We start from the raw sequence: 22295 nt of genomic DNA, 5'->3' as shown, positions 1-22295 counted from the left end.
CGTTTTGCCCGGCCGGATCGGGGGTACACCCAGCTCATGGCGCACATCGGCCCTCTGGGGAGAACCGGCGCGGGCTGGCGCGAGCCCATGCTCGCCACGCTGACCGACCGGAGGTTCTCCGACGAGGGCTGGATCTTCGAGCGCAAGCTGGACGGCGTCCGCGCGATCTGCTCCCGCAACGGCGACACTCCGCAGCTGTGGTCACGCAACCGGAAGGCGCTCAACGACGCGTTTCCCGAGATCGTCGACGCGCTCGCCGCGCACGGTGGTGACAGGTTCGTCGCGGACGGCGAGATTGTCGCGTTCGAAGGCACCCGGACGAGCTTCTCGAAGCTGGCGCCGCGTATCCACCTGACCGACCCGGTGCGGGCTCGTGAGTCGGGTATCCAGGTGTTCTACTACCTCTTCGACCTGCTGCACTTCGACGGTTCCGAGGCCGTCAGCCTCCCGTTGCGCCTGCGGAAGCAGCTGCTGCAGGACGCCTTCGACTATGAAGACCCGCTGCGTTTCTCCAGCCACCACAACACGGACGGCGAGCAGTACTTCGAATACGCCTGCGAGAACGGTTGGGAAGGCCTGATCGCGAAACGGGCCGCTTCGGCGTACCGTCACGGCCGCTCAGCGGACTGGCTGAAGTTCAAATGTGTCGCCGACCAGGAGCTCGTCATCGTGGGTTACACCGACCCGCAGGGCGCGCGCGAGGGTTTCGGCGCGCTGCTGCTGGGCTATTACGACGACAGCGGGTTCCGCTACGCCGGCAAGGTCGGCACCGGGTTCGATCGCAAGACCCTCCGCGAACTGCACGCGGCACTCGTCGCGCGCGAGGTGTTCCAGTCGCCGTTCCCCGGGCTCACCATCGACCCGGGGACTCACTGGGTCCGCCCAGAGCTCGTCGCGCAGATCGGCTTCGCGGAGTGGACAACCGATGGCAGGCTCCGCCACCCGCGGTTCGTCGGGCTCCGGACCGACAAAGACCCGGCGCAGGTGCGACGCGAACAACAACAACAGTGACAGCCGGTGCAAGCGCAGTTCACGACCGCTCGCGAGTGTTTCGCGAGCGGTCGTGGGCACCGGGCGGCTACTGACCGTCGGTCGTGGCCCCACGGACCTTGCGGACAGCGCCGTCGATCTTGTCCGAGTACTTCCCCTTGGTCTGCCGGTCGGCGAACCGGCCCGCCTGATCAGCGAGGCGAGCGACCTTCTCGGGGTTCTTCTTCGCGTATCTGCGGGCCGCTTCCGCGGCACCCGCGAGAACCGTCAGCCTGCGCAAAAAAGCCATGATCTTCCTTTCGCCCGGCGGTCTCTACACTCCTTTCAACGCCGTGACCCCGTCCGTAAGTTCCCCGAGGTCCGCTTCGTCCACTATGGAGCCACCCGACATCCGTACTGCGGGCGGCTGGTGCCGCCCCGAGAATGAGGGCATGACCGCACCAGCGGCACGAGTCGCGATAGCGGGTGCCGGCGGCTACGTGGGCACCCGGCTGGCGCACCACCTGCGCGGGGACCGGCCGGTGCTCGCACTGGGACGGACCCTCGACCACCTGCCCGAAGGCCTCGGAATCGAACGTCGCTCAGTAGACGTCTCGGACGTCGACGCCACCGCGGCCGCCCTTCGTGGTTGCGCCGTGGCCTACTACTTCGTCCACGCCATGGCCGGCGGTGACGACTTTGCCGAACGCGATCGCGAGTTCGCCCGAGCCTTCGCGACAGCGGCGTCGAACGCCGGTGTCGAACGCATCGTCTACCTGGGCGGACTCGGCCAGGGAAAGCTGTCGAAGCACCTGGCCAGCCGTCAGGAGGTCGGTGAGATCCTCGCCTCGGGCAACGTGGACACCGTGGAACTGCGGGCGGCGGTGATCCTGGGGTCCGGCAGTATCTCCTTCGAAATGCTGCGGTACCTCACCGAGCGCCTGCCCGCGATGGTCTGCCCGCGCTGGGTCGACAGCGTGCTGTGCCCGCTCGCCGAACACGACCTGCTCGACTACCTCGAGAAGGCCGCGGCCGTACCGCCGGGCGTGTACGAGATCGGCGGGCCGGACGAAGTCAGCTACGTCGACATGATGCAGGCCTACGCGAGGGTGCGGGGCCTGCGCCGCCGCCGGATCCTGCGGGTCCCGCTGCTCACGCCGCGGCTGTCCGCGCACTGGGTCGACTTCGTCACTCCCGTGGACACCTCGGTGAGCCATTCGCTGATCGAAAGCCTCACCAACGACGTCGTAGTCAACGACCGGGCGCACACCGACGCGGCGTTCAAGGTGCGCCCGCGAGGGGTGTCCGAAGCGCTGCGACTCGCCCTCGACGAGCAGGAAGAACGCCTTGAACAGACCATCTTCGACCAGGACGGCGGCCTCCACGACGGCGTGTATGTGTTCCGTTCCGGCGCGCTTCTCGACCTCGAAGCCCGGCAAGACGCCCAGCTCGACCTGCAGAACTGCGGCGGCGACCTGCGCTGGTACGGCCTCGCGTGGGCGTGGCGAGCGCGGATCCTGCTAGGCCGGCTGTTCGGGGAACGCCTCGGCCTCCACCACCCGACGACCCTCGACCGGGGTGAGCAGGTGGACTGGTGGACCGTGCGCGAACACGGCGAAACTGTGCTCGTACTGGCCACGCATCGCTGGTTCTGCGGCGAAGCCTGGCTGGCCTACCGGACGGTCACCACGCCACGAAGCGAGCTGCAGCAGGTCGGAGCGCTGCGGGCCAAGGGGCTGCCAGGGTGGCTCTACTGGCGTGCGCTGTGGCCCATCCACCTGGTGGTGTTCCGCCGCATGGCCGAGCGACAGGCCCACCGCGCCCACGCGATCGCGGCCTCCCGAAACCCGCCGGAATAGGAACGCGGGAGGCGGTGTTGGAACCCTCGGTCGACGCGACGCCGTGTCCCCCGGGCTCACCCCTTTGCCGGCGCGGACTATCTTCGGGAGCCGCGCCGCGCGTTCCGCCGAGAGGCGACCGGTCGCGTCGGCCCGCACAACTCGTCCCCGTCGGACTTCTCTTCCCGGCGGGGACGGCCTGTGTCCGCCGCAAGTACAGCGCCAGCCCAAGTACAGTGCGATTCGATGAGACGCAAGCTCAAGGGACCCCTGCCGCAGCGCCACGGGCTGGACCCCGCCCGGTTGAAGATGCCGGCCGAGGGCAGCTGGGCGACCCTGCGGGACCACCTCGTCGAACGGCTGCCCAGGGTCGATCCCGGGCGCATCGACGAAATGCTGCTGGAACAGGGGATCGTCGGGCAGGACGGCCCGCTCGCCCCGGACGCGCCGTTCGTGCCGAACTCGTTCGTCTGGTTCCACCGCGACCTGCCCGACGAGGTCACGGTGCCGTTCGGCATTTCCGTGGTCCACCGCGACGAGACCCTGCTGGTCGTCGACAAGCCGCACTTCCTCGCGACCATCCCCCGAGGTCAGCACATTGTCGAGACCGCGCTCGTCCGGCTCCGCCGAGAGCTGGACCTGCCGCAGCTCGTGCCGGCGCACCGGCTGGACCGGGTGACCGCGGGGCTGGTGATGTTCATCATCGAGCCGACCCGCCGCGGCGCTTACCAGACCCTGTTCCGGGACAGGCTGGTCAGCAAGGTCTACGAGGCCATCGCGCCGTACGATCCCGACCTGGAACTTCCGTGCACGATCCGCAGCCGCATCGTCAAGGAGCGCGGCATCATCACCGCGCAGGAGCTCCCCGGCGAGCCCAACGCCGAAACCCGCGTCGAGTTGATCGAGTACGTCAACGGCCGCGGCCGGTACCGGCTGGTCCCCGAGACCGGCCGGACCCACCAGCTCCGGCTGCACATGAGCGGGCTCGGCGTCCCGATCCTGGGTGACGACTTCTACCCCGTGCTCACCGAAACCCCGCTCGACGACTTCAGCCGTCCGTTGCAGCTGCTGGCGAAGGTGCTCGAATTCACCGACCCGATCACCGGTGCGCCCCGTCGTTTCGAAAGCCGCCTCGACTTGCAGGCCTGGACCGACTACGACGCCTGGGCCGGCGATTGGCACGCCACCCGATCGGGTACCTGATCGACCATGAGCCTTGAGTGGGAACGCAAATTTGACCTAGCCTCCGGAACTGCGGTCCCCCGGCTGGCGGGCGTCGGACCGATCGCGACCGTGACCGAGCCGCAGGAGATCCACCTCGACGCGACCTACTTCGACACACGTGGTTTCCGGCTGTCCCAGGCCGGAATCACGCTGCGGCGGCGGACGGGCGGTGAAGACGAGGGCTGGCACCTCAAACTCCCCGTCGGTCCGGAACAACGCGAGGAGATCCACCTTCCGCTCGCCGAAGGCCGCACCAGCGTGCCTGCCGAACTCGCCCGACTGGTGACGGCCCGGACGAACGGCAAGAAGCTGGTCCCGATCGCCCACCTCGCCACCACGCGGCTGTCGTCCGAGCTCGTCGACGCCGAGGGGCGGACGCTGGCGATCCTTGCTGACGATCACGTCACCGCGGAAGTCATGGGCGAAAGCGCGCGTCTGGACGCATGGCGGGAGCTGGAGGCGGAACTCGCGCCGGGCGCCGAGGACGCCGAACTGCTCGACGACGTCGAGAAGGCGCTCAAACAGCAGGGCGCGAAGCGGTCGAAGTCGTCGTCCAAGGTCGCCCGGCTACTTGGTGACCGAGTTCCTCGCAGCGACCGGCCGACGCCAGGCCCGAAGTCTTCGGCCGGCGAGGTGGTGCTCGCCTACCTCGCCGAGCAGTCCTCCCTGCTGCGCGTGCACGACGTCGGGGTCCGCACCGGCACTGACGACGCGGTGCACCAAATGCGGGTGGCCTCCCGCCGCTTGCGAAGCGCGCTCAGCGCTTTCCGGCGGGTACTGGACCGCGACGCGACGAAACCGCTCGCGGACGAGCTGAAATGGCTGGGCGGTGAGCTCGCGCTCGCTCGGGACACTGAGGTGCTGGAGAAGCTCCTTCACGACCAACTGGCCGCGCAGCCGTCCCGGCTCGTCATAGGGCCGGTGAAGGCTTCGCTGACGGCGCATTTCGCCCGCGCAGCCGCCGACGGCCACGAGAAAGCCCTTGGTGCGCTGGACAATCCGAGATACGTCGGCCTGTTGAAGGCGTTGGACAAGCTCCTCGATACACCTCCATTGACAGACAAAGCCACGCGGCCCGCGCGCAAGGAGCTGGAGCGAGCCATCAGTCACGGCGCGAAGAAGGTCAAGCGCGCCCACAAGACGTTCGTCCGCGAAGGCCACGGGCACGGGCGGGATGCCGCGCTGCACGAAGTCCGCAAGAAGGCCAAGCAAGCGCGCGACACGGGCGAGGCCGCGCAACCGGCTTTCGGTAAGAAACTGAAAGCTTGGACCAAAAACGTCAAGAAGATCCAGAGCATCCTCGGTGACCACCACGACAGCGTGGTCGCCCGGGAAGTACTTCGCGAACTCGGCGTGCGCGCACACCTGTCCGGCGCGAACGCCTTCACCTACGGGTTGATCCACGGTCACAACACCGCCGAAGCCGAACGACTGGAGCGGGACTTCGAGAAGCGCCACTAGGTCCCCGGCGGGGCATCGCCAGTGGTTTGGTGCGCGATGTTGGACGGCTTCCCGTAGTAGAACGCCCGAACTCGGTAGGTTGCCTGCTTTTCGGTGGGCAGCGTGGTCAGCCCGACCGAGGTGATGTTCGGGTCGAGCACCTCGACCTCGTTGTAGGTCGCGCTGCCCTTGGGCTTGCTTTCTAGCAGGTAGCCATCCTCGTCACTGGCATGGTCTGTCCAGGTGAACTTGATACCGTTGGGGTCCATCACGGTGGCTGTGAACTCGGTGGGAGCGCCGGCGGTGGACCGTCCCGCGCCGCGGATCGGTTGCTTCGCAACGGATCCGGACGGCACCGGGAGCGGCTGGGCCCACGCGTGGTCGTCCGCGGCCGCCTTGTCGTCGTAGGCGCCGGGCGGCAAGTCGACTTCGACCGCCGCCGACGCTGGGCCGTAGAACGGCCGAAGCCGGTAGTAGAACGGGGTTTGCGGGATCAGGTCGGGATGGGTGTACATCGTCTGACCCGCCTGAACGTACTGCAGGACCGTGTACTCGCTGCCGGGGGTGCCGGTCGCGAATTCGACCGTGTGACCGGCCGCCGCCGGGTCGTCGTCCTGCCATTTCAGCATGATATCGACGGGCGAAACCAACGTTGCGGACAAATCCGGGGTGGTACTCACGGGAGCGGCCTGGACGGGCGAAGAACAACCCGCGAGGGCAGCGACAAGCAGGACCGAAAGCGGGCACAAGACTTTTGCGGACACGGCGAACCTCGGCAGTGGGGACTGCGCGCGGCCGCACCGGGCAGCACCGATACGGCCGCGCGAAAGGAAGAAGGGGACCCAGGGGAAAGACCCAGGGGTTATTTGTGCCAGAACTGGATACCGCTCCACACCACGGTGATCGGCCCGTTGCCGCTACTCGTGCGATAAGCGCCGAACTTGTCGTAGTAGCTTCCACTCGGACTGGAAACGGTGTTCTTCAACGAACCGTTGATATAGGTCTGGTGGTTCGAACCGGGGGTGTTGATGGTGTTCACCCGGACCGTCGTGCCGACCGTGGCACCGCTCGCGATCGTCGCGCCGCCCTCGACGGCGTACATCCGGCCGCCCTGCTCCACGGCCAGCAGGAAGTACGGGCCGGGGACGGAATCGCTGAAGGTCTGCTTGAGGCTGATCCGGCTGCCACCCATACTGGTGATCTTGAACGAACCCTGGAACTGGTGCGTGCCACCGGTGTAGGTGACGTACCGCCGCTCGGCGCGCTGCTCACCACTGGTACTCGAACACGTCAGCTGGAAGGTGAGCCCGCTGGCGAGCCCGCAGCCCACCTGCTGCGTGTTGTATGACGGGGAATAGGAAATCCAGCCGCCGCCGGATACCTGTGCGTTCGCTGTCGGAGCCATCAGGACCATAGCGCCGAGGACCGCCGCGCCGGCGACGGCGCGAAGTTTCTTCCGCATATCCAACCTTCTTAATCTCAAGGCGGCGGTAGGGTCGACAGTCCCGTTAAGCGTTTCCTGACCAGCGAAAGTCACCATACGAGAAGGACCAACCACTAACAAGGAAAAGTTTTGGCCTAGACCACATTGGCGTAGCGGCCAACCATTCACATATGTGGCGCTCACGTCTTATCCGTGGCCGGCCGGCAGGGATGGCCCCGCAACACGCCGTCGACTTGCGATCGTTGCAGAGTCAACTACCGCAACTCGACGGCGAGTTGCGATAGTTGCGAGCCCTCAGCATCGCAACTCGACGGCGAGTTGCTAGACCGCGTCGGCTGGTTTCCAGCCGAGGGCAGGGCCGAGTTTCGTGGCGATGTCGGTGAGGATCTGGACGTAGTCTTCGTGTTCGAAGGTGAAGGGCAGCGCGAAGGCGACCTCGTCGATCTCCCGGAACGCCACGTCGGAGTACAACCGTTCGGCGATTTCGTCGGCGGTGCCGACCAGGTCGGGGGCGAACAGCAGGCGGGCCGGGCCTTGCGGCGTGGCCGTACGCGGCAGTCGCTTGCTCGCGTACTCCTCGTACTTCGCGCGCTGTTCCGGCGTGGCGGAGTCGGTGGGGATCACCACCAGGCCCTGGGAAACGCGGGCGCGGTCGCCATCGGGGTGGTGGGCGCGGAACTTCCGGACGAGCGCAAGCTGGATCTGGGTGAAGTCCTCGATTTCCTCCGCCTTGACCACGCTGCTCGTCAGGAAGTTCATCCCGTGCTCACCGGCCCACTGCGCCGACCGCAGGCTCGCCCCGCCGTACCACAGCCTGCTGCCCAGCCCCGGCGAATGCGGCTGGACGCGGTCGGAGAAGACCTCGAAGCCCTCGACCCCGCCGGCGTCGGTGACCGCCTCGCCGCGGACGAAGTCCAGCAGCCGTTGCACCCGGTCGTAACCGAAGTCCTCGACGTCGGCGGTGTCGGGGTACAACGCGCCCTTCACCTGGTCATAGTTCCTCGGCGGACCGACGCTGATCCCGGGGTTGAGGCGGCCGCCGGACAGGATGTCTACGGTCGCGAGGTCTTCGGCGAGCCGCAGTGGGTTCTCCCAGCCCAGCGGGATGACCGCGGTGCCCAGCTCGATGCGGCTGGTGCGCTGCGACGCCGCCGCGAGGACCGCCACCGGCGAGGAGATGCCGTATTGCAGGTGGCGGTGACGGACCCAGGCGCTGTCGAACCCCAGCCGTTCACCCAGCTCGATGATGTCCAATGTCGACTCGTGGCCGCGGCGCGGATCGGCCTCGTCGAACAACCCGATGGTCAGGAAACCCAGCTTGCGCAACGGTTCCGAGTTCAGCGGCACAGGATCACTCCTCGTCCGGGACAGTCTTCCCGTTCGACTTTAGACGAACATCAGCCGGCGGAGAGGAGCTGTCTCAGTGCCCGAGAGGCCGGGGTGCCCGGATCCGCGGTGATGAAGACGACCTGCTGGTCGTCTTCGGGAACGACGAGCACGTCGCAGTTGACGCGCAGCGGCCCGACCTCCGGATGGTTCATCGTCTTCACCCGGTGACCGGGGGCGCGCACCGGGTTGGCGTCCCAGGCGGCGACGAACTCCTCGCTTCCGGCACGCAGCTCCGCCAGTAGGCGAGCGAGCGGCTCGTCGCGCGGATAGCGGGCGGCCGAGGCGCGCAACCGCCCCGCCACGATGGGGGCGAACTCCTCGGTGCTGGAACTCTCAGTGCTGGAACTCCCGGTGCTGGAACTCTCGGAGCGACCGGTGCGCAGGAAACGCCGCCGGGCCAGGTTCGGTTCGGTTTCGAGGTCGCCCAGCAGCGCGTTGGCCAGGGGGTTCCAGGCAATGACGTCGTAGGAGGCATCGGTGACGATGGCCGCGGTGTCGGTCATCCGGTGCAGCAGGCCGGCTACGTACGGCCGGACCTGGCGAACCGGGCCGGCCGGCGGCTCCGGGTTGACGCCGGCGAGCCGGAAGACGTGCATCCGCTCAGCCGGGGTGAGCCGCAGCGCGTCGGTGACGGCATCCAGGATCCGCGACGACGGATGCGGGCCGCGGGCCTGCTCGAGCCGGACGTAGTAGTCGACGGACATGTTGGCCAATCCGGCGACCTCCTCCCGGCGCAGGCCCGGAGTGCGACGCCGTGGGCCGGTGGGCAGGCCGACGTCGACCGGGCGCAGATCCTCGCGGCGTTCGCGCAGGAAACGGGCCAGTTCCTGGCTCGCCATTCGTCACCTCCACTCCCAGGTACGGGTTATACCTGGATCAGCTGGGCCGCCGGCGGCATCGTCGACACCATGAACACTTCCACCGCACTGGTCACCGGCGCCAACAAAGGCATCGGCAAGGAGATCGCCCGGCAACTCGCGGACGCCGGTCTCACCGTCTACCTCGGCTCCAGCGACACCGAGCGAGGCCAGCGTGCGGTCGACGAGATCGGCGGCGACGCCCGGCTCCTGATCCTCGACGTCACCGATGACCAGAGTATCGCCAAAGCCGCCCACCAGGTTCCTGACCTGGACATCCTCGTCAACAACGCCGGCATCATGGTCGATGGCAGCTCCGCTGTCGACGCCGACGTCGACAGCTTCCGTCGCACCTACGAAACCAACGTGTTCGGGGTCATCGCGGTCACGAATGCCTTCCTGCCGGCCTTGCGGCGGTCCGCGAAGCCCCGCATCGTGAACGTCTCCAGCGGGACCGGCTCGCTGACCCGGAGCACCGGACCGGACCCGCAGTTCCCGCCGACGGGCTCGGGCGCCGCCTACCGTTCGTCGAAGACCGCGCTCAACGCGGTGACGCTGTTCTACGCCCAGTCGCTCGGTGCCGGTTTCAAGGTGAACGCGCTCGCCCCCGGTCTCCGGTCGACCGACCTCAACGCGCGCGCCGCCGCCAGCGACGCCGACCCGGCCGAAGGCGCGGCGGGCGCCGTCCGGCTCGCGCTGCTGGCGGACGACGGCCCCACCGGCGAGTTCCATGACTGGGACGGGAATCCCCTGCCCTGGTAACCGCTCGGCTCACCGCGTGATCAGTGCCCGGAGCGCCTTGACCACGTCGGCGGGGGCTTCCTCGGCCATGAAGTGGCCACAGGTCACGGTGCGGTGGTCGAGATCGGACGCCCACGCCCGCCAGAGTGCCACGGCATCGTAACCGAGGGCGCTCCCCCAGTCCTGTTGCAGCACGGTCACCGGCATGCGAAGCCGGTTGCCCGCTTGCTTGTCCGCGGTGTCGTGTTCGACGTCGACGGTGGCCGTGGCCCGGTAGTCGGCCACGATCGACGTCACCGCGTCGCGCGACGCCCGCAGGTACTCGGCGCGGACGTCGGCGGGGATCGCGTCGGGGTTCTGCGTCCAGGCGTCGAGGAAATAGCCGAAGAACGCGTCGGCGCTGGCGCTGATCATCTGCTCGGGCAGCCCCGGGGCTTGAGCCATCAGGAACAGGTGGAAACCGACGGCGGCGGTGGTCCCGCTGAGCACGTCCCACATGTCCAGTGTCGGCAGGACGTCGAGCGAAGCCAGGTGGGTGACCGAGCCAGGGTGGTCGAGCCCGGTCCGGATGGCGACCAGCGCGCCGCGGTCGTGTCCGGCGAGGGCGAACCGCTCGTGGCCGAACGCCTTGGCGACGGCGACGACGTCGGCGGCCATGGTGCGCTTGGAATACGTCTGCCCGTCCACGTCGGCGGGCTTGTCGCTGTCGCCGTAACCGCGCAGGTCGGGACAGATGACGGTGTGGTCGGCCGCGAGGTCGGCGGCGACGTGCCGCCACATCAGGTGGGTCTGCGGGAAGCCGTGCAGCAGCACGATCGGAGAGCCGTGGCCGCCCACGGCCACGTTGAGCGCGACGCCGTCGGCGGCGGTCACGCGCTGATAGTCGAATCCGGTGATCTGCATGTGAGTCAGCGTCCGCCCGGCGAATCAGCATCCGGTCAGCGTCGACTGAGCACGAGCGCGAAACCGTCCGCGGCTACAGTGCGTGGATGGGTTCGCCGGCGCGGTTTCGTGTGCTCGGCCCGCTGGTAGCCGAGGACGCGCGCGGTCTGTTGGTCCTGAAAGGACCGCGTCACCGGGCGGTGCTGGCGCGGTTGCTGGTCGCGCGCGGCCGGGTGGTCCCGGTGGCGCGGCTCGTCGACGACCTGTGGGACGACCCGCCGGAGGGCGCGGTGGGGGCGATCCAGACCTTCGTCTCGGCGCTGCGACGGGCGCTCGAACCCGATCGGCCGCCGCGCGCTCCCGCGGAACTGCTGGTGACGATGGCGCCCGGTTATGCCCTGCGCACGGCTCCGGACACAGTGGACGCGATGCGCTTCGAGACCGCGGTGGTCGGTTGCGGAGAGCTGCTGGCGCAACGTCGAGCCGGAGCGGCGTTGTCCCAAGTGGACGAAGCACTGGCGCTGTGGCGAGGGCCCGCCTACGCCGAGTTCGCCGATCAGGCGTGGGCGCGCGGGGAGATTTCCAGCCTGGACGAGCTGCGGCTGGTGGCACGGGAGTGGCGTGCGGAGGCACTGCTGGCGCTGGGCCGGGCCGCCGAGGCCGTCCCAGCGCTGGAGACGCAGGTCGCGGGGCATCCCTGGCGCGAAGACGGCTGGCGGCTGCTCGCACTGGCGCTGTACCGGGCCGGGCGGCAGGGCGACGCGTTGGGCGCGCTGCGTCGGGCACGGCAGGTCCTCGCCGAAGATCTCGGCGTCGATCCGGGTCCTGCCCTGCGGGAGCTGGAGGCAGACATCCTGGGACACGAACCCCGCCTGTACGGCACGGCAGAACCAGCCGCGACGCGAGTCCGGGCCCGGCAGCTGATCGGACGCGCCGAGGAAACCACGCAGCTGGCCGACGTCGCGGCAGCCACGGTCAATCAGGGATGGCTCAGGCTCGTAGTGGTCTCTGGTGATGCCGGGGCGGGCAAGACAGCGCTCGCCGAATCGTTCGCTGCCCAGCTGGCAACACAGGGATGGACGACCGCGTGGGGCGGCAACCCGGAACACGAGGGCGCGCCCTCGGCCTGGCCGTGGCACCAGATCCTGGCCGCGCTCGCCGACGGGCACGACAAGCTCGATGAGCCGCCGTCCGGCCCGGACTCCGACAGCGACCCCATGGCGGCCCGGTTCCACTGGTACCGCGCCGTCGGCGCCCAGCTCACCGCGGTCGCACGGCGGGCTCCCCTGCTGCTGGTGCTGGACGACCTGCACTGGGCCGGTGAGGAAACGTTGGCCCTGCTGGCGTCGGTGGTGGCCGAGCCCGTCGCGCAGCCGGTGCTGGTGGTCGCGACCTACCGCACCACCGATCTCTCCCCCGAGCTGGCCGACTTCCTCGGCCGCGTCGCTCGAGCCGAGCCCACTCGGATCTACCTCGGCGGACTTGCGCGAGCAGAGGTGCCCGAACTCGTGCGCGAAACGATCGGCCGAGAGGTGGACGCGGCGACCGCGGACGTGATCTACCAGCGCAGCGGCGGCAACCCGTTCTTCGTCCGGGAGCTCGCGAGGCTGTTCGACGCCGACGGTGCCGACGGGCTGGAGTCGGTGCCGCCGGGAGTGCGCGACGTCGTTCGCTTCCGCGTAGCCAAGCTGCCCGAGCCGGACCGGACGATCCTGCAGCAGGCCGCGGTGCTCGGCAGCGAGGTCGATCTCGAGGTGCTGACCGCCGTCTCGGGCGAGCCCACCGCGCTCGACGTCGTCGAGTCCGCAACACAGCGAGGTTTTCTGGTCGAACGCGGGCCGCGGCTGTTCCGGTTCGCACACGCGCTGGTGCGCGACACCGTGTACCACGACATCTCGCACTCGCGACGGGCTCGCTGGCACGCCACCGTCGGCGAGGCGATCGAGCGGCTGCGTCCGGACGACGTCGACGCGCTGGCTCACCATTTCTTGCTGGCTGAGGACCCGGCGACCGCGGGGCGCGCCGCCCGCTACACCCGAGCCGCTGCCGAACAGGCCGAACGTCGTTTCGCGCCGAGTGAGGCGGCCCGGTTGTGGGAAGCCGCGCTGACCGCCCAGGAACGCTCGGGTGACAACGACGTCCGGGTCCGGCTCGGCCTGGTCATGGGCATGGTGCGGGCGCTCGCCGTGGCCGGTGCGCTCGCCCGGGCGCGGCACCACCGCGCCGAAGCGATTGCCCTGGCCGAGAGCCTCGACGACCCCGCGCTCACCGCCCGGGTGATCGGCGCTTTCGACGTGCCCGCGCTCTGGACCGACAACGACGACCTCGACCTCGCCCACCACATCGCCGAAGTCACCGAGCGCACACTGGCCGCGCTGCCGCCCGGCGATACCGCGGTTCGCAGCCGTTTGCTGGCCACGCTGGCCGTCGAACTGCGCAACACCGGTGGTGACCGCGCACGCGCGGCAGCGCACGAAGCCGAGGCCATCGCACGCGGGCTCGACGACCCGGCGCTGCTCGCCTTCGCTCTCAACGCCCGGTTCATGCAGTCGTTCGACCGGACCGGGCTCGCACCTCGACGAGCCGGCATCGGCAGGGAACTGGTCAAGATCGGCGCCCGGCACGAGCTGGTGACCTTCGAGGTGCTCGGCCACCTTGTTCTTGTCCAAGCCCATTCCGCGCTCGCCGAGTTCACCATCGCCGACGAGCACGCCGCGGCGGCCGACCGGCTCGGCGAGGACTACCGATCCCCGCTCGTGAGCGTGTTCACCCAGTGGTACCAGGCACTTCGTACTGCGGTGTCCGGGAAGCCCCGCGAAGCCGAGGCCGCCTACCGCGCTGCGGCCGCACGGCTGGCCGGCACCGGGATGTCCGGAATGGACAATGGAATCCTTGCCCTTTCCCTGCTGTGTCAAGGAGTCCAGCGGGGAGGTCCACTGGAGACGGACGGAGACTTCGGCGGCTACGAACCCTGGTGCCGTCCGTTCACCCTGCTCGCGGCAGGTCGCCGAGACCGGGCGAGGGCGGCGGCCGCGGAAATCCCCACGTCACCTCACGACCTGCTCTATGAAGCCCGCGCCTGCCTCCACGCCGTCCTCGCCATCGAATTCGACGACCACCCGACGATGGAACGGCTCCACGCCGAACTTCTGCCCGCGTCCGCCGAACTCGCCGGAGCCGGCAGCGGACTGCTCACGCTCGGCCCCGTCGCGCAGTACCTCGGCGACCTCGCCGCAGCCCTGGGCCGACCGAGCCAAGCCGCGGACCACTACCGCCAGGCACTGGCCGTCGCTACCCGCGCCGACGCTCCACAGTGGATCGCCGCCGCACAGTGTGCACCCGGTGCTGTCGATGAGCCCTACATCCGGTTCCGTCACCAGCCGCAACTCGACGGTGACTTGCCCGGGAGTCGACCCGCCCACCGGCGTGCCCGCCGTCCCTGCACACGTGTCGGCGATCTGTGAACGCGTGTTGGCCGAGTCGCGCAGGATGTCAGTTTCGGCCGAGCACCTCGACCGTGGAGACGTGGAGCCGGGCAGCGGTGGCAAGTGACCAGGCCGAGTACGTTCGATCCATGGAGAGTGGACTTCCCCCTGCGACTGACCTAACGCGCAAAGCCGACGAGTCGGTCGCGCTGCTGGCCGAACATGCCGGCGAGGCCGACCGCCTCGGCAGGCTGCCGGAGGCGGTCACCCGGCGGCTCCGCGAGGCCGGTTTCCTCAGCCTTTGTGTGCCGCGCCGGTCGGGCGGGCCAGAGGCCAGATTCCGGACGGCGTTCGAGGTGTACGCCGCGTTGGGGCGCGGCTGCGGGTCCAGCGCGTGGGTGGCGATGATCCTGTCCGGTGGCTGTTTCATGGCCGCCCTGTACGGCGAGCGCGCCCGCGAAGAGGTCTGGGGTGCCGATCCCCGCGTGACGGTGTGCAGCCATCTGACGATCGTCGGCACCGCTCGCCCCACTGAGGGCGGTGTGGTGATCTCCGGCCGGTGGGCGCCGATGTCCGGGATGCACCAGTCCGACTGGGCGATCGTCGCTGTATCCGCCGGCGAAGGAACCGAGGACTCCGACCTGGCGCTGCTGCCCCTGAGCGCCGGAACGATCGAGAACACGTGGCAAGTCGCGGGTATGAGGGCCACCGGTGGTGACACGCTTGTCTACGAGGAGGTCTTCGTCCCCGACCACCGCGTGATCTCGCGCGGCAAAATGCTCAGCGGCGGGTACAGCGGCGCTTTTCCGGACGAGCCGCTGTATGGCGCGACAGTCATCACCGCACTCACCCTCACTGTCGTGGCGCCCCTGCTCGGGATGGCCGAGGCCGCACTGGCCTCGACCTTGGAGAAGCTCGGCGACACCGCGAAGAGCCCGCGCCGAGCCGATTCCGCGACCGTCCAGCTCGCGGTGGCCGAAGCGGCGTCGCTCATCGACACCGCCAGGTTGCGCCTGTACCGCGCGCTCGACGACGTCGAACGCGGAATCGAGACGCAGACCCAGCTCGACCCGCCCACCCAGGCCCGTGCGGGAATGGACGCCGGGACCGCGGCGAGGAGCATCCGGGAGGCGGTGAACCTGCTGCTCACCGCTGTCGGTACCGCGGGATTCGCCCAAACCAATGCGCTGCAACGGATCTGGCGCGACGTCGAGGTCGCCGTGCGGCACGCGACGATCGCTCCCGATCTCGCCAGGGAACACTACGGGCGGACCCTGCTCGGTATCGAACCCTGAACATCAAGGCTCGGCGGGCTGTCGGGGCACCATCTCGGTGATCCAGATGGGCGCGTACGGCGACGTGCAGTTCGGGGGTGTCGGGTAGTCCTTGAGCACCTCGAGTCGCTCGCCGATGCCGAGTGCGCGGGCTCGGTGCTCGGCGTGCTCGATCCCGATCTGGGCGAGGCAGTGGTTCATCGCCCACTGCAGGCGATCCGGGGCGTCTTTCATGTCCGCCTCAATGACTACCAACAGCCCCTCGAGGTCGAGGCCCTCAGGCTCCTTGGCCACGCGTTCGGTGGTCAGCGCCCAGCCGGCACTCGCCACTACCGGATCCTGATCGGTGAACCAGGCCACGCGCAGCTCTTCGGCATGCGGGTTCTGTTTCACCACGTAGTTCACCAGCCAGTCGTGCACCTTGGGGCTGCGCGCGTCGCGCACCAGGACGTCCAACTCGTCACGCTCGAACGCCTTCGGCCGACAGATCAGGATCGCCAGCAGGCTCGCCGCGGTGTCACCGGTCTCCCAGAGCTGGCGCGCCAGTTCCTGCTGCGTCTTCAACCGCTTCGCGAGCGCGCGCAGCTTACCGAGGTTCACCCCGTGATCGTCACCATGTTTCTCGTTGACCTTGCGTGCCTTCGGGTTCTCGAGCGCGGCCAACTCGGCCATCACCTCGGCCAACGTCGTCTCGGCCACCTCAGCCTCCTGTCCGTCGCGTGAGATTCAGCTTACGAGGAAACCATAGTCGAACACATGTTCGACGTTGGGGTACAGTCGAGGTATGTCGCAGGCTTTGCAGGGTTCGCTCTTCGACGACATCGGGGTCACCGGGGTCACCCGGGTCCGCTCGCTCGCGCCCGCCCGCCGCACGGAGTTGCGGGACGGGGCCTGGATCGACGTCCTCCCTGGCTGGCTGACCGGGGCGGACAAGCTGTTCGAGCGGCTGGCCGACGAGGTGCCGTGGCGGGCGGAGCGGCGCCAGATGTACGAGCGGGTCGTCGAAGTGCCGCGGCTCCTCAGCTTCTACGACGAGGCCGACGAGCTGCCGGACGACGTGCTTCGCGAAGCGCGCGATGCACTCAGCGCGCACTACGCCGCTGAGCTGGGCGAACCGTTCCGCACCGCGGGTCTGTGCTTCTACCGGGACGGACGGGACAGCGTCGCTTGGCACGGCGACACCATCGGCCGCGGGAGCACCTCGGACACCATGGTCGCGATCATTTCGATCGGCGCCCCACGAGCGCTGCTGCTGCGCCCGCGGGCCGGCGGGCCCGCGCTGCGGCACCAGCTCGGCCACGGGGACCTGATCGTCATGGGCGGGTCCTGCCAGCGCACCTGTGAACACGCCATCCCCAAGACAGCGAAACCGGTCGGCCCGCGCATCAGCATCCAGTTCCGTCCCCGCGGTGTGCGGTGAGGGCTCAGGGGTGCAGCGCGACGGCGGCTTCGCTGGTGTACATGAGGAAGGTCAGCGACTCCTGGAAGTACAGCTCGATACTCGTCGAGTCGTGGGAGGAGTAACCGATCGACAGGTCCTGCCCGAGGTGCAGCTCGTAGTCGCCGCCGCGGGTGGACAGCACGAACGCGCCGTCGATCGCCGGGGCCCAGATGATCTCGCCGTCGACGACCCGCGAGAGGTGGTCGCGAATGGGGAAACCATGGTCGGCGGTCTCGTTGACGGCCGTGTACGCGTCCGCGCTGAGCAACAGCGAGTACGGGCCGTTGACCCCGGCCAGCCGCAGCGAGCTGATCGCCTGGCTGACGACGTCCGGGTAGTCACGGACTTCGTCGGGCAGCGTCAGCGCCGGGTTCGACGAGCTCTCGCGGATACCCGCGATGCCGGCCGCCGCGTAGCCCTCGAACACGGCCCTGTCCTCGGCGAACGCGATCTTCGTCGCGGCGTCCTTGACGGGCTGCCAGTCCGAGTCCTGCGACCCTCGCTCGACGTCGTCGACGGCGTCGCGACTGACGACGAACGGCACCCTCAGCTCCACGATCGGCTGAAACAACCGAGCCCGCGAGATGACCCCTTCGGCGGGCGGATCGAGGCGCGCCAAGTGCCCGGTGCCGACCGCGGAGAGTTCGGTGCCGGCCGGTCCCTGCAGGTCGACGACGCGGCGGCCGGCCACGTTGCGCTTGAAGGTGCGCTTGGCCTCGGACTCGATGTCCGCCCAGGCCGCGTCCGAGATCGGGGCGAGTTCGCGGTGCAGGTTGTTCATGACACAACGCTCCTTTTCAGACTGCCGATGCCGAGGGAACCGGCGGCGAGCGGCGGGGTTTCGAGGGTCACGGCCGGTTCGGCCGCTTCGGGAAGGTCAGGCTGGTTTTCGAGGAAATCGGCCGTGGGCACGAAGAACAGTGAACCGGTGACCGCGGTGGAGAAGTCGAGGATCCGGTCGTACACCCCGGGCGGGTTGCCGATGAACATGTTCTCGAGCATCTGCTCGGTGACGTCGGGAGTACTGGCGTACCCGATGAAGTAGGTACCGAACTCACCCCGCCCCGGGCTGCCGAACGGCATGTTGTCGCGAACGATCTGCCGCTCGGTGCCGTCAGCGTCGGTGATCGTATTCAGCGCGACATGGGAGTTCGCCGGTTTGACGTCGTCGGCCAGCTCGATGTCGGACAGCTTCGTCCGGCCGACCACTTTTTCCTGCTCCTCCACCGCGAGGGCGTCCCACGCGGCCATGTCGTGCAGGTACTTCTGCACGATGACGTAACTGCTTCCGGCGAACTCCCCGTCCTCGTCGCCGACGAAAACAGCGGCGCCGGCGTCAGCACCGTCGGGGTTCTCCGTGCCGTCGACGAACCCGAGCAGGTCGCGCTCCTCGAAGAACTTGAAGCCCTGAACCTCATCACACAGCGTCACCGAACCGGAGAGCCGGTCCATGATGCGGGTGGCCAGCTCGAAACACAGGTCCAGCTGCCAGGCCCTGATGTGGAACAGCAGGTCACCAGGGGTGGAAACAGCCTGGTGCACCTCCCCGGCGAGTTCGCGGAACGGGTGCAGCCCAGCGGGACGCGGACCGGTGAACAACCTGTCCCAGGCCTCGGATCCGACACCGGCCACTGCGGTGAGGTTCCCGGTGGGCACTCGGAAACCCACCGAGCGCCGCAGCCCGGCGAGGTCTTCCAGCAGCTCGCGAGCCGCCGTCTCGCCACCGGGATCGATGGTCACCACCAGGAAGATCGCGGCGGAGGTGAGCGGGCCCAGCACCGGCTGCGGGGTGGTCATGTCTGCACGCTACCCATTGTCCGCGGGTGTCGCGCGGCCAGCCCGGGGACGGCGAAAAAGGAGTCGAGTGAACACGCTGGGTGTAGCTACTGTCGAACGATGGGGTTGACCGTTCCACCTGCCGATCCGGGTACGCCGGATCTCCGCGGTGCCGTCCGTTACCTGTTCTGGCTGGTAAAAGCCCAAGCCCCACGGGTCTGGCGGGGCGTACTGCTGGGCAGCCTGTGGATGGTCGGCCTGATGCTGGCGCCGCTCGTACTGTCCCACGCGATCGACGACGGGATGCGGGCCCGGAACCTGACGGCGCTGTGCTGGTGGAGCGGTGGTCTCGTCGCGCAGGGCGTGCTGGTCGCGGTGCTGGGCATGGCCCGTCACCGCACGATGACGTTCATCCGGATCGACGCCTCGATCAGGACGGCCCGGCTGGTCGTCCGGCACGCGACACGGCTTGGCTCGACGCTGCCGCGGGAGATCTCCGCCGGCGAAGTCGTCAGCATCGGCGCGGCCGACCTGGCCACGATCAGCCAGGCGATGACGATCACCGGACCGGGTGTCGGCGCCGTCGTCGCGTACACCGTGGTGACCGTGCTGCTGCTGCGAATCTCCGTGCTGCTGGCCGTAGTGACCGTGGTCGGCGTGCCGCTGCTGGCGGTCTTGCTCGGTCCACTGCTCAACCGGCTGCTGCACGTCGAAACCGGCTACCGTGACCTGCAGGGGGTGGTCACGGCGCGCGCCGGCGACCTGGTCACCGGGCTGCGGGTGCTCTGCGGGATCGGCGGCAAGGACCTGTTCGCCCAGCGGTACCGTGCCGACTCGCAGGCGATGAAAGCGCTCGGGTACCGCGTCGGCGCGGTCAGCAGCTGGATCGAGGCGCTGTCGGTGGGGCTGCCGGGGCTGTTCCTCGCGGCCGTCACCTGGCTGGCGGCGAGAATGGCGGCGAGCGGGCAGATCACGATCGGCGAGATGGTCGCGGTGTATGGCTACGTCGCCGCGCTGGTGGTGCCGGTGGCCTTCTTCATCGAAGGAAGCGACCAGGTCGGCCGCGGCGTGGTCGCCGCACGCCGGGTGGTGCGGATCCTGACGCTGGAACCCGCCTTTCCTCCCGGCGGCGACGGAGTTCCCGGGCCGTGCGGACAAGCGGAACTGCGCGATCCGCGATCCGGGCTCCTCGTCGCGCCCGGCGGGTTGACGGTGCTCGCGGCGACCCGCCCGGAGGACGCCGTCAGGCTCTTCGACCGGCTCGGCCGCTACGAGGAAACCGACGTCACCTGGGGCGGGATTCCCGTGGCGGAGATGGCCGTCGACGAGGTCCGGCGGCGGATCCTCGTCGCCGACAACGACGCGCACCTGTTTGCCGGTTCGCTGCGCGAAATGGTTGGCGGCCAACGAGGAAACGCTGTCGTGGCGGCCATGGAGACCGCCGCGGCGCTCGACATCACCGACGGGCTCCCACTGGGCCTGAACTCCTTTGTGGACGATCAGGCGCGCACACTTTCGGGTGGGCAGCGCCAGCGGCTGCGACTGGCCAGAGCGGTACTGGCCGACCCGGATGTCCTGCTGCTCAACGAACCCACCTCCGCCGTCGACACGCACACCGAGGCCAGGATCGCCGCCCGGTTGCACGAGGCCCGCCGCGGCCGGACGACCGTGGTCGCGAGCACGTCCCCGCTCCTGCTCGATCAGGCGGACCACGTGGCCTATCTGCGCGACGGACAGGTCGTCGCGACCGGCTGCCACGCGGATCTGCTCACCACTGTCCCGGACTATCGCAATCTGGTCTTTCGCGGAGCGGAAGAGGAGGCGACCCGATGACGGCGGCGACGCGGCGGCTGCCAGTCGCGGATGCGGCAACGGTCCGCCGGGAAACCTGGCGGCTGATCCGCGACGACGGAGGCGCGATGACCGTCGTGCTGATGCTCAACTGCCTCGCGGCGTTGGCGGGGCTGGCTGGTCCGTGGCTGCTCGGCAAGATGGTCGATCAGGTCCAGGCCGGCACCGGGACATCCGCGATCGACCGGCTGGGGCTGCTCATCACCGGTCTCACCGTCTTGCAGGTGGTAGTGGCCCGGTTCGCGCGTTATGCCGGGCACCGTTATGGCGAACGTGCCTTGGCCCGGCTGCGCGAGGAGTTCGTCGACCGCGCGCTCGCGTTGCCGACTTCGGTGGTGGAACACGCCGGCACCGGTGAGCTGATGACGAGGAGCACCGGCGACGTCGCGACCGTCGGGACGACGCTGCGCGACGCGGCGCCCGAGATCTTCGTGTCGGCGCTGCAGATCGTGTTCCTCTTCGCGGCCGTGTTCGTGCTCAACCCGGTGCTAGGGCTATGCGGGTTCATCGGGCTGCCGATCCTGTGGCTGGTGAGCCGCTGGTACCTGAAGCGGGCCCGCGAGGCCTACCTCGCCGAAGGCGACGCCAATTCGGGACTGTCGGAGACGCTGAACGCGACCGTCGAAGGCGCACGGACGGTGGAGGCCTCGGGATTGCGGCAGTCCCGCGTCGACGACGGCGACCGGCGCCTCGCGGCGGTGTACACGACGCGGCGCAGGACGCTGAGCCTGCGCACTGTGCTGTTCCCGGTGTGCGACCTGACGTACTGCCTGCCGGTGGCGCTGATCGCGTTCGTCGGCGGGCTGCTGTACCTGCACGGCGGCATCGAGCTCGGGACGGCCGTCGCGGCGAGCCTGTACATGCTGCAGCTGGTCAGTCCGGTCGACGCGGTGCTCATGTGGCTGGATCAGCTGCAGAGCAGCGCCGCGTCGCTCGCGCGCATAGCAGGGATCGCCGAGGCCACGAACGCGGAGCGGCCGACCGACGCCGTTCCCGTGGACGATCGGATCGTCGTCGCCGGCGTCCGGTACGCCTACACGGGTTCCCGCGATGTGCTCGACAACGTCGACCTCGCGGTGCGGCCCGGTGAACGGCTGGCGATCGTGGGGCCGTCCGGCGCGGGCAAGTCCACGCTCGGGCGGCTGCTGGCCGGGGTGGACGCGCCGCGGACCGGCCGGGTCACCGTCGGCGGGGTGGCGGTCCACGAACTCCCGCCGGCCGAACTCCGGCGCCGGATCCTGCTGGTCACCCAGGAGCACCACGTGTTCCTCGGGAGCCTGCGGGACAACCTGGTGATCGCGGCGCCGTCAGCCGGGGACGACGCACTCCTCGCGGCGCTGGCCGCTGTCGACGCGGGTTGGGCGAACACGCTGCCGGCCGGGCTCGACACCGTGCTCGGCCCCACCGGGACCACGCTCGACGCGTCGCAGGCGCAGCAGCTCGCGCTGGCCAGGGTGGTGCTGGCGAATCCGCACACCGTCATCCTCGACGAGGCCACGGCTCTGCTCGACCCGGCGACCGCGCGCCAGGCCGAGCGCTCGCTGTCCGCCGTGCTCGACGGGCGGACGGTCATCGCCATCGCGCACCGGCTGCACACGGCGCACGACGCCGACCGCGTCGCGGTCATGGAGGGCGGCCGGATCACGGAGCTGGGCAGCCACCACGACCTCGTCGCCGCCCACGGCGCCTACGCCGCCCTCTGGCACTCCTGGCACGGCGGCTGACCGGGAACGGCTCGTGAGCG

Annotated in this window: 19 protein-coding genes; 10 read left to right on the top strand and 9 right to left on the bottom strand. The window is 69.1% G+C overall.

Going from position 1 to position 22295, the window contains the following annotated elements:
• Positions 1 to 36 precede the first annotated feature (36 nt).
• Positions 37 to 1011 (top strand): non-homologous end-joining DNA ligase, encoded by a 975-nt coding sequence (gene ligD, locus JWQ81_RS36125; protein WP_297548736.1) that lies wholly within the window; start codon positions 37 to 39, stop codon positions 1009 to 1011.
• A gap of 67 nt (positions 1012 to 1078) precedes the next feature.
• On the opposite strand, the gene JWQ81_RS36120 is transcribed toward ligD, so the two are convergent.
• A complete protein-coding gene (locus tag JWQ81_RS36120) occupies positions 1079 to 1279 on the bottom strand; it encodes an antitoxin (RefSeq protein WP_297548734.1) in 201 nt (66 codons plus the stop codon).
• A gap of 142 nt (positions 1280 to 1421) precedes the next feature.
• On the opposite strand from JWQ81_RS36120, the gene JWQ81_RS36115 reads away from it, so the two are divergent.
• The 3 genes from JWQ81_RS36115 (at position 1422) to JWQ81_RS36105 (ending at position 5492) form a co-directional block, all read left to right on the top strand.
• A complete protein-coding gene (locus tag JWQ81_RS36115; RefSeq protein WP_297548732.1) occupies positions 1422 to 2828 on the top strand; it encodes a DUF2867 domain-containing protein in 1407 nt (468 codons plus the stop codon).
• A 225-nt stretch (positions 2829 to 3053) separates the two neighbouring features.
• A complete protein-coding gene (locus tag JWQ81_RS36110) occupies positions 3054 to 4010 on the top strand; it encodes an RluA family pseudouridine synthase (protein WP_297548730.1) in 957 nt (318 codons plus the stop codon).
• Positions 4011 to 4016: 6 nt separating this feature from the next.
• Complete coding sequence (locus JWQ81_RS36105; RefSeq protein ID WP_297548729.1) at positions 4017 to 5492, top strand: CYTH and CHAD domain-containing protein; 1476 nt, start codon at positions 4017 to 4019, stop codon at positions 5490 to 5492.
• Here JWQ81_RS36105 and JWQ81_RS36100 read toward each other — a convergent pair.
• The 4 genes from JWQ81_RS36100 to JWQ81_RS36085 all read right to left on the bottom strand — a co-directional run bounded on the left by JWQ81_RS36100 (position 5489) and on the right by JWQ81_RS36085 (position 9143).
• Positions 5489 to 6100, bottom strand: coding sequence for a fibronectin type III domain-containing protein (locus JWQ81_RS36100; protein ID WP_297548727.1), 612 nt, complete (start codon positions 6098 to 6100; stop codon positions 5489 to 5491). The genes JWQ81_RS36105 and JWQ81_RS36100 overlap by 4 nt on opposite strands.
• Before the next feature lie 233 nt (positions 6101 to 6333).
• Positions 6334 to 6933: a hypothetical protein gene (locus JWQ81_RS36095; protein ID WP_297548725.1), complete on the bottom strand. Its 600-nt coding sequence runs from the start codon at positions 6931 to 6933 to the stop codon at positions 6334 to 6336.
• 303 nt (positions 6934 to 7236) lie between these two features.
• On the bottom strand, positions 7237 to 8262 hold the full coding sequence (locus tag JWQ81_RS36090; protein WP_297548723.1) for an LLM class flavin-dependent oxidoreductase: 1026 nt from the start codon (positions 8260 to 8262) through the stop codon (positions 7237 to 7239).
• A 50-nt stretch (positions 8263 to 8312) separates the two neighbouring features.
• Positions 8313 to 9143, bottom strand: coding sequence for a helix-turn-helix transcriptional regulator (locus tag JWQ81_RS36085; protein WP_297548721.1), 831 nt, complete (start codon positions 9141 to 9143; stop codon positions 8313 to 8315).
• A 69-nt stretch (positions 9144 to 9212) separates the two neighbouring features.
• Here JWQ81_RS36085 and JWQ81_RS36080 point away from each other — a divergent pair, with 69 nt between their 5' ends.
• Positions 9213 to 9923: an SDR family oxidoreductase gene (locus JWQ81_RS36080; protein WP_297548719.1), complete on the top strand. Its 711-nt coding sequence runs from the start codon at positions 9213 to 9215 to the stop codon at positions 9921 to 9923.
• Between the two features lie 9 nt (positions 9924 to 9932).
• Here the strand turns inward: JWQ81_RS36080 and JWQ81_RS36075 are convergent, their stop codons facing one another.
• Positions 9933 to 10805 carry an alpha/beta hydrolase gene (locus tag JWQ81_RS36075; RefSeq protein ID WP_297548717.1) on the bottom strand — a complete coding sequence of 291 codons (873 nt, stop codon included), beginning with the start codon at positions 10803 to 10805 and terminating at the stop codon, positions 9933 to 9935.
• Between the two features lie 86 nt (positions 10806 to 10891).
• Here JWQ81_RS36075 and JWQ81_RS36070 point away from each other — a divergent pair, with 86 nt between their 5' ends.
• Together JWQ81_RS36070 and JWQ81_RS36065 are read left to right on the top strand one after the other, a co-directional pair.
• Positions 10892 to 14248, top strand: coding sequence for a BTAD domain-containing putative transcriptional regulator (locus tag JWQ81_RS36070; protein WP_297548715.1), 3357 nt, complete (start codon positions 10892 to 10894; stop codon positions 14246 to 14248).
• Positions 14249 to 14358: 110 nt separating this feature from the next.
• Complete coding sequence (locus tag JWQ81_RS36065) at positions 14359 to 15504, top strand: acyl-CoA dehydrogenase family protein (protein WP_297548713.1); 1146 nt, start codon at positions 14359 to 14361, stop codon at positions 15502 to 15504.
• 3 nt (positions 15505 to 15507) lie between these two features.
• On the opposite strand, the gene JWQ81_RS36060 is transcribed toward JWQ81_RS36065, so the two are convergent.
• Positions 15508 to 16182 (bottom strand): DNA alkylation repair protein, encoded by a 675-nt coding sequence (locus tag JWQ81_RS36060; protein ID WP_297548711.1) that lies wholly within the window; start codon positions 16180 to 16182, stop codon positions 15508 to 15510.
• 85 nt (positions 16183 to 16267) lie between these two features.
• On the opposite strand from JWQ81_RS36060, the gene JWQ81_RS36055 reads away from it, so the two are divergent.
• A complete protein-coding gene (locus JWQ81_RS36055; RefSeq protein ID WP_297548709.1) occupies positions 16268 to 16903 on the top strand; it encodes an alpha-ketoglutarate-dependent dioxygenase AlkB in 636 nt (211 codons plus the stop codon).
• A 4-nt stretch (positions 16904 to 16907) separates the two neighbouring features.
• Here the strand turns inward: JWQ81_RS36055 and JWQ81_RS36050 are convergent, their stop codons facing one another.
• Positions 16908 to 17705 (bottom strand): family 1 encapsulin nanocompartment shell protein, encoded by a 798-nt coding sequence (locus JWQ81_RS36050; protein WP_297548707.1) that lies wholly within the window; start codon positions 17703 to 17705, stop codon positions 16908 to 16910.
• Complete coding sequence (locus tag JWQ81_RS36045; RefSeq protein WP_297548705.1) at positions 17702 to 18721, bottom strand: Dyp-type peroxidase; 1020 nt, start codon at positions 18719 to 18721, stop codon at positions 17702 to 17704. Before JWQ81_RS36045 ends, JWQ81_RS36050 begins: the two co-directional genes overlap by 4 nt.
• Positions 18722 to 18820: 99 nt before the next feature.
• On the opposite strand from JWQ81_RS36045, the gene JWQ81_RS36040 reads away from it, so the two are divergent.
• Both JWQ81_RS36040 and JWQ81_RS36035 read left to right on the top strand, forming a co-directional pair.
• On the top strand, positions 18821 to 20533 hold the full coding sequence (locus JWQ81_RS36040) for an ABC transporter ATP-binding protein (RefSeq protein ID WP_297548703.1): 1713 nt from the start codon (positions 18821 to 18823) through the stop codon (positions 20531 to 20533).
• Positions 20530 to 22275: an ABC transporter ATP-binding protein gene (locus JWQ81_RS36035; RefSeq protein ID WP_297548701.1), complete on the top strand. Its 1746-nt coding sequence runs from the start codon at positions 20530 to 20532 to the stop codon at positions 22273 to 22275. Before JWQ81_RS36040 ends, JWQ81_RS36035 begins: the two co-directional genes overlap by 4 nt.
• Positions 22276 to 22295 lie beyond the last annotated feature (20 nt).

Origin of the sequence: Amycolatopsis sp. (assembly GCF_025464955.1) — a bacterium.
Lineage (GTDB): Bacteria > Actinomycetota > Actinomycetes > Mycobacteriales > Pseudonocardiaceae > Amycolatopsis.
This window is presented reverse-complemented; position numbering and strand designations above follow the sequence as displayed.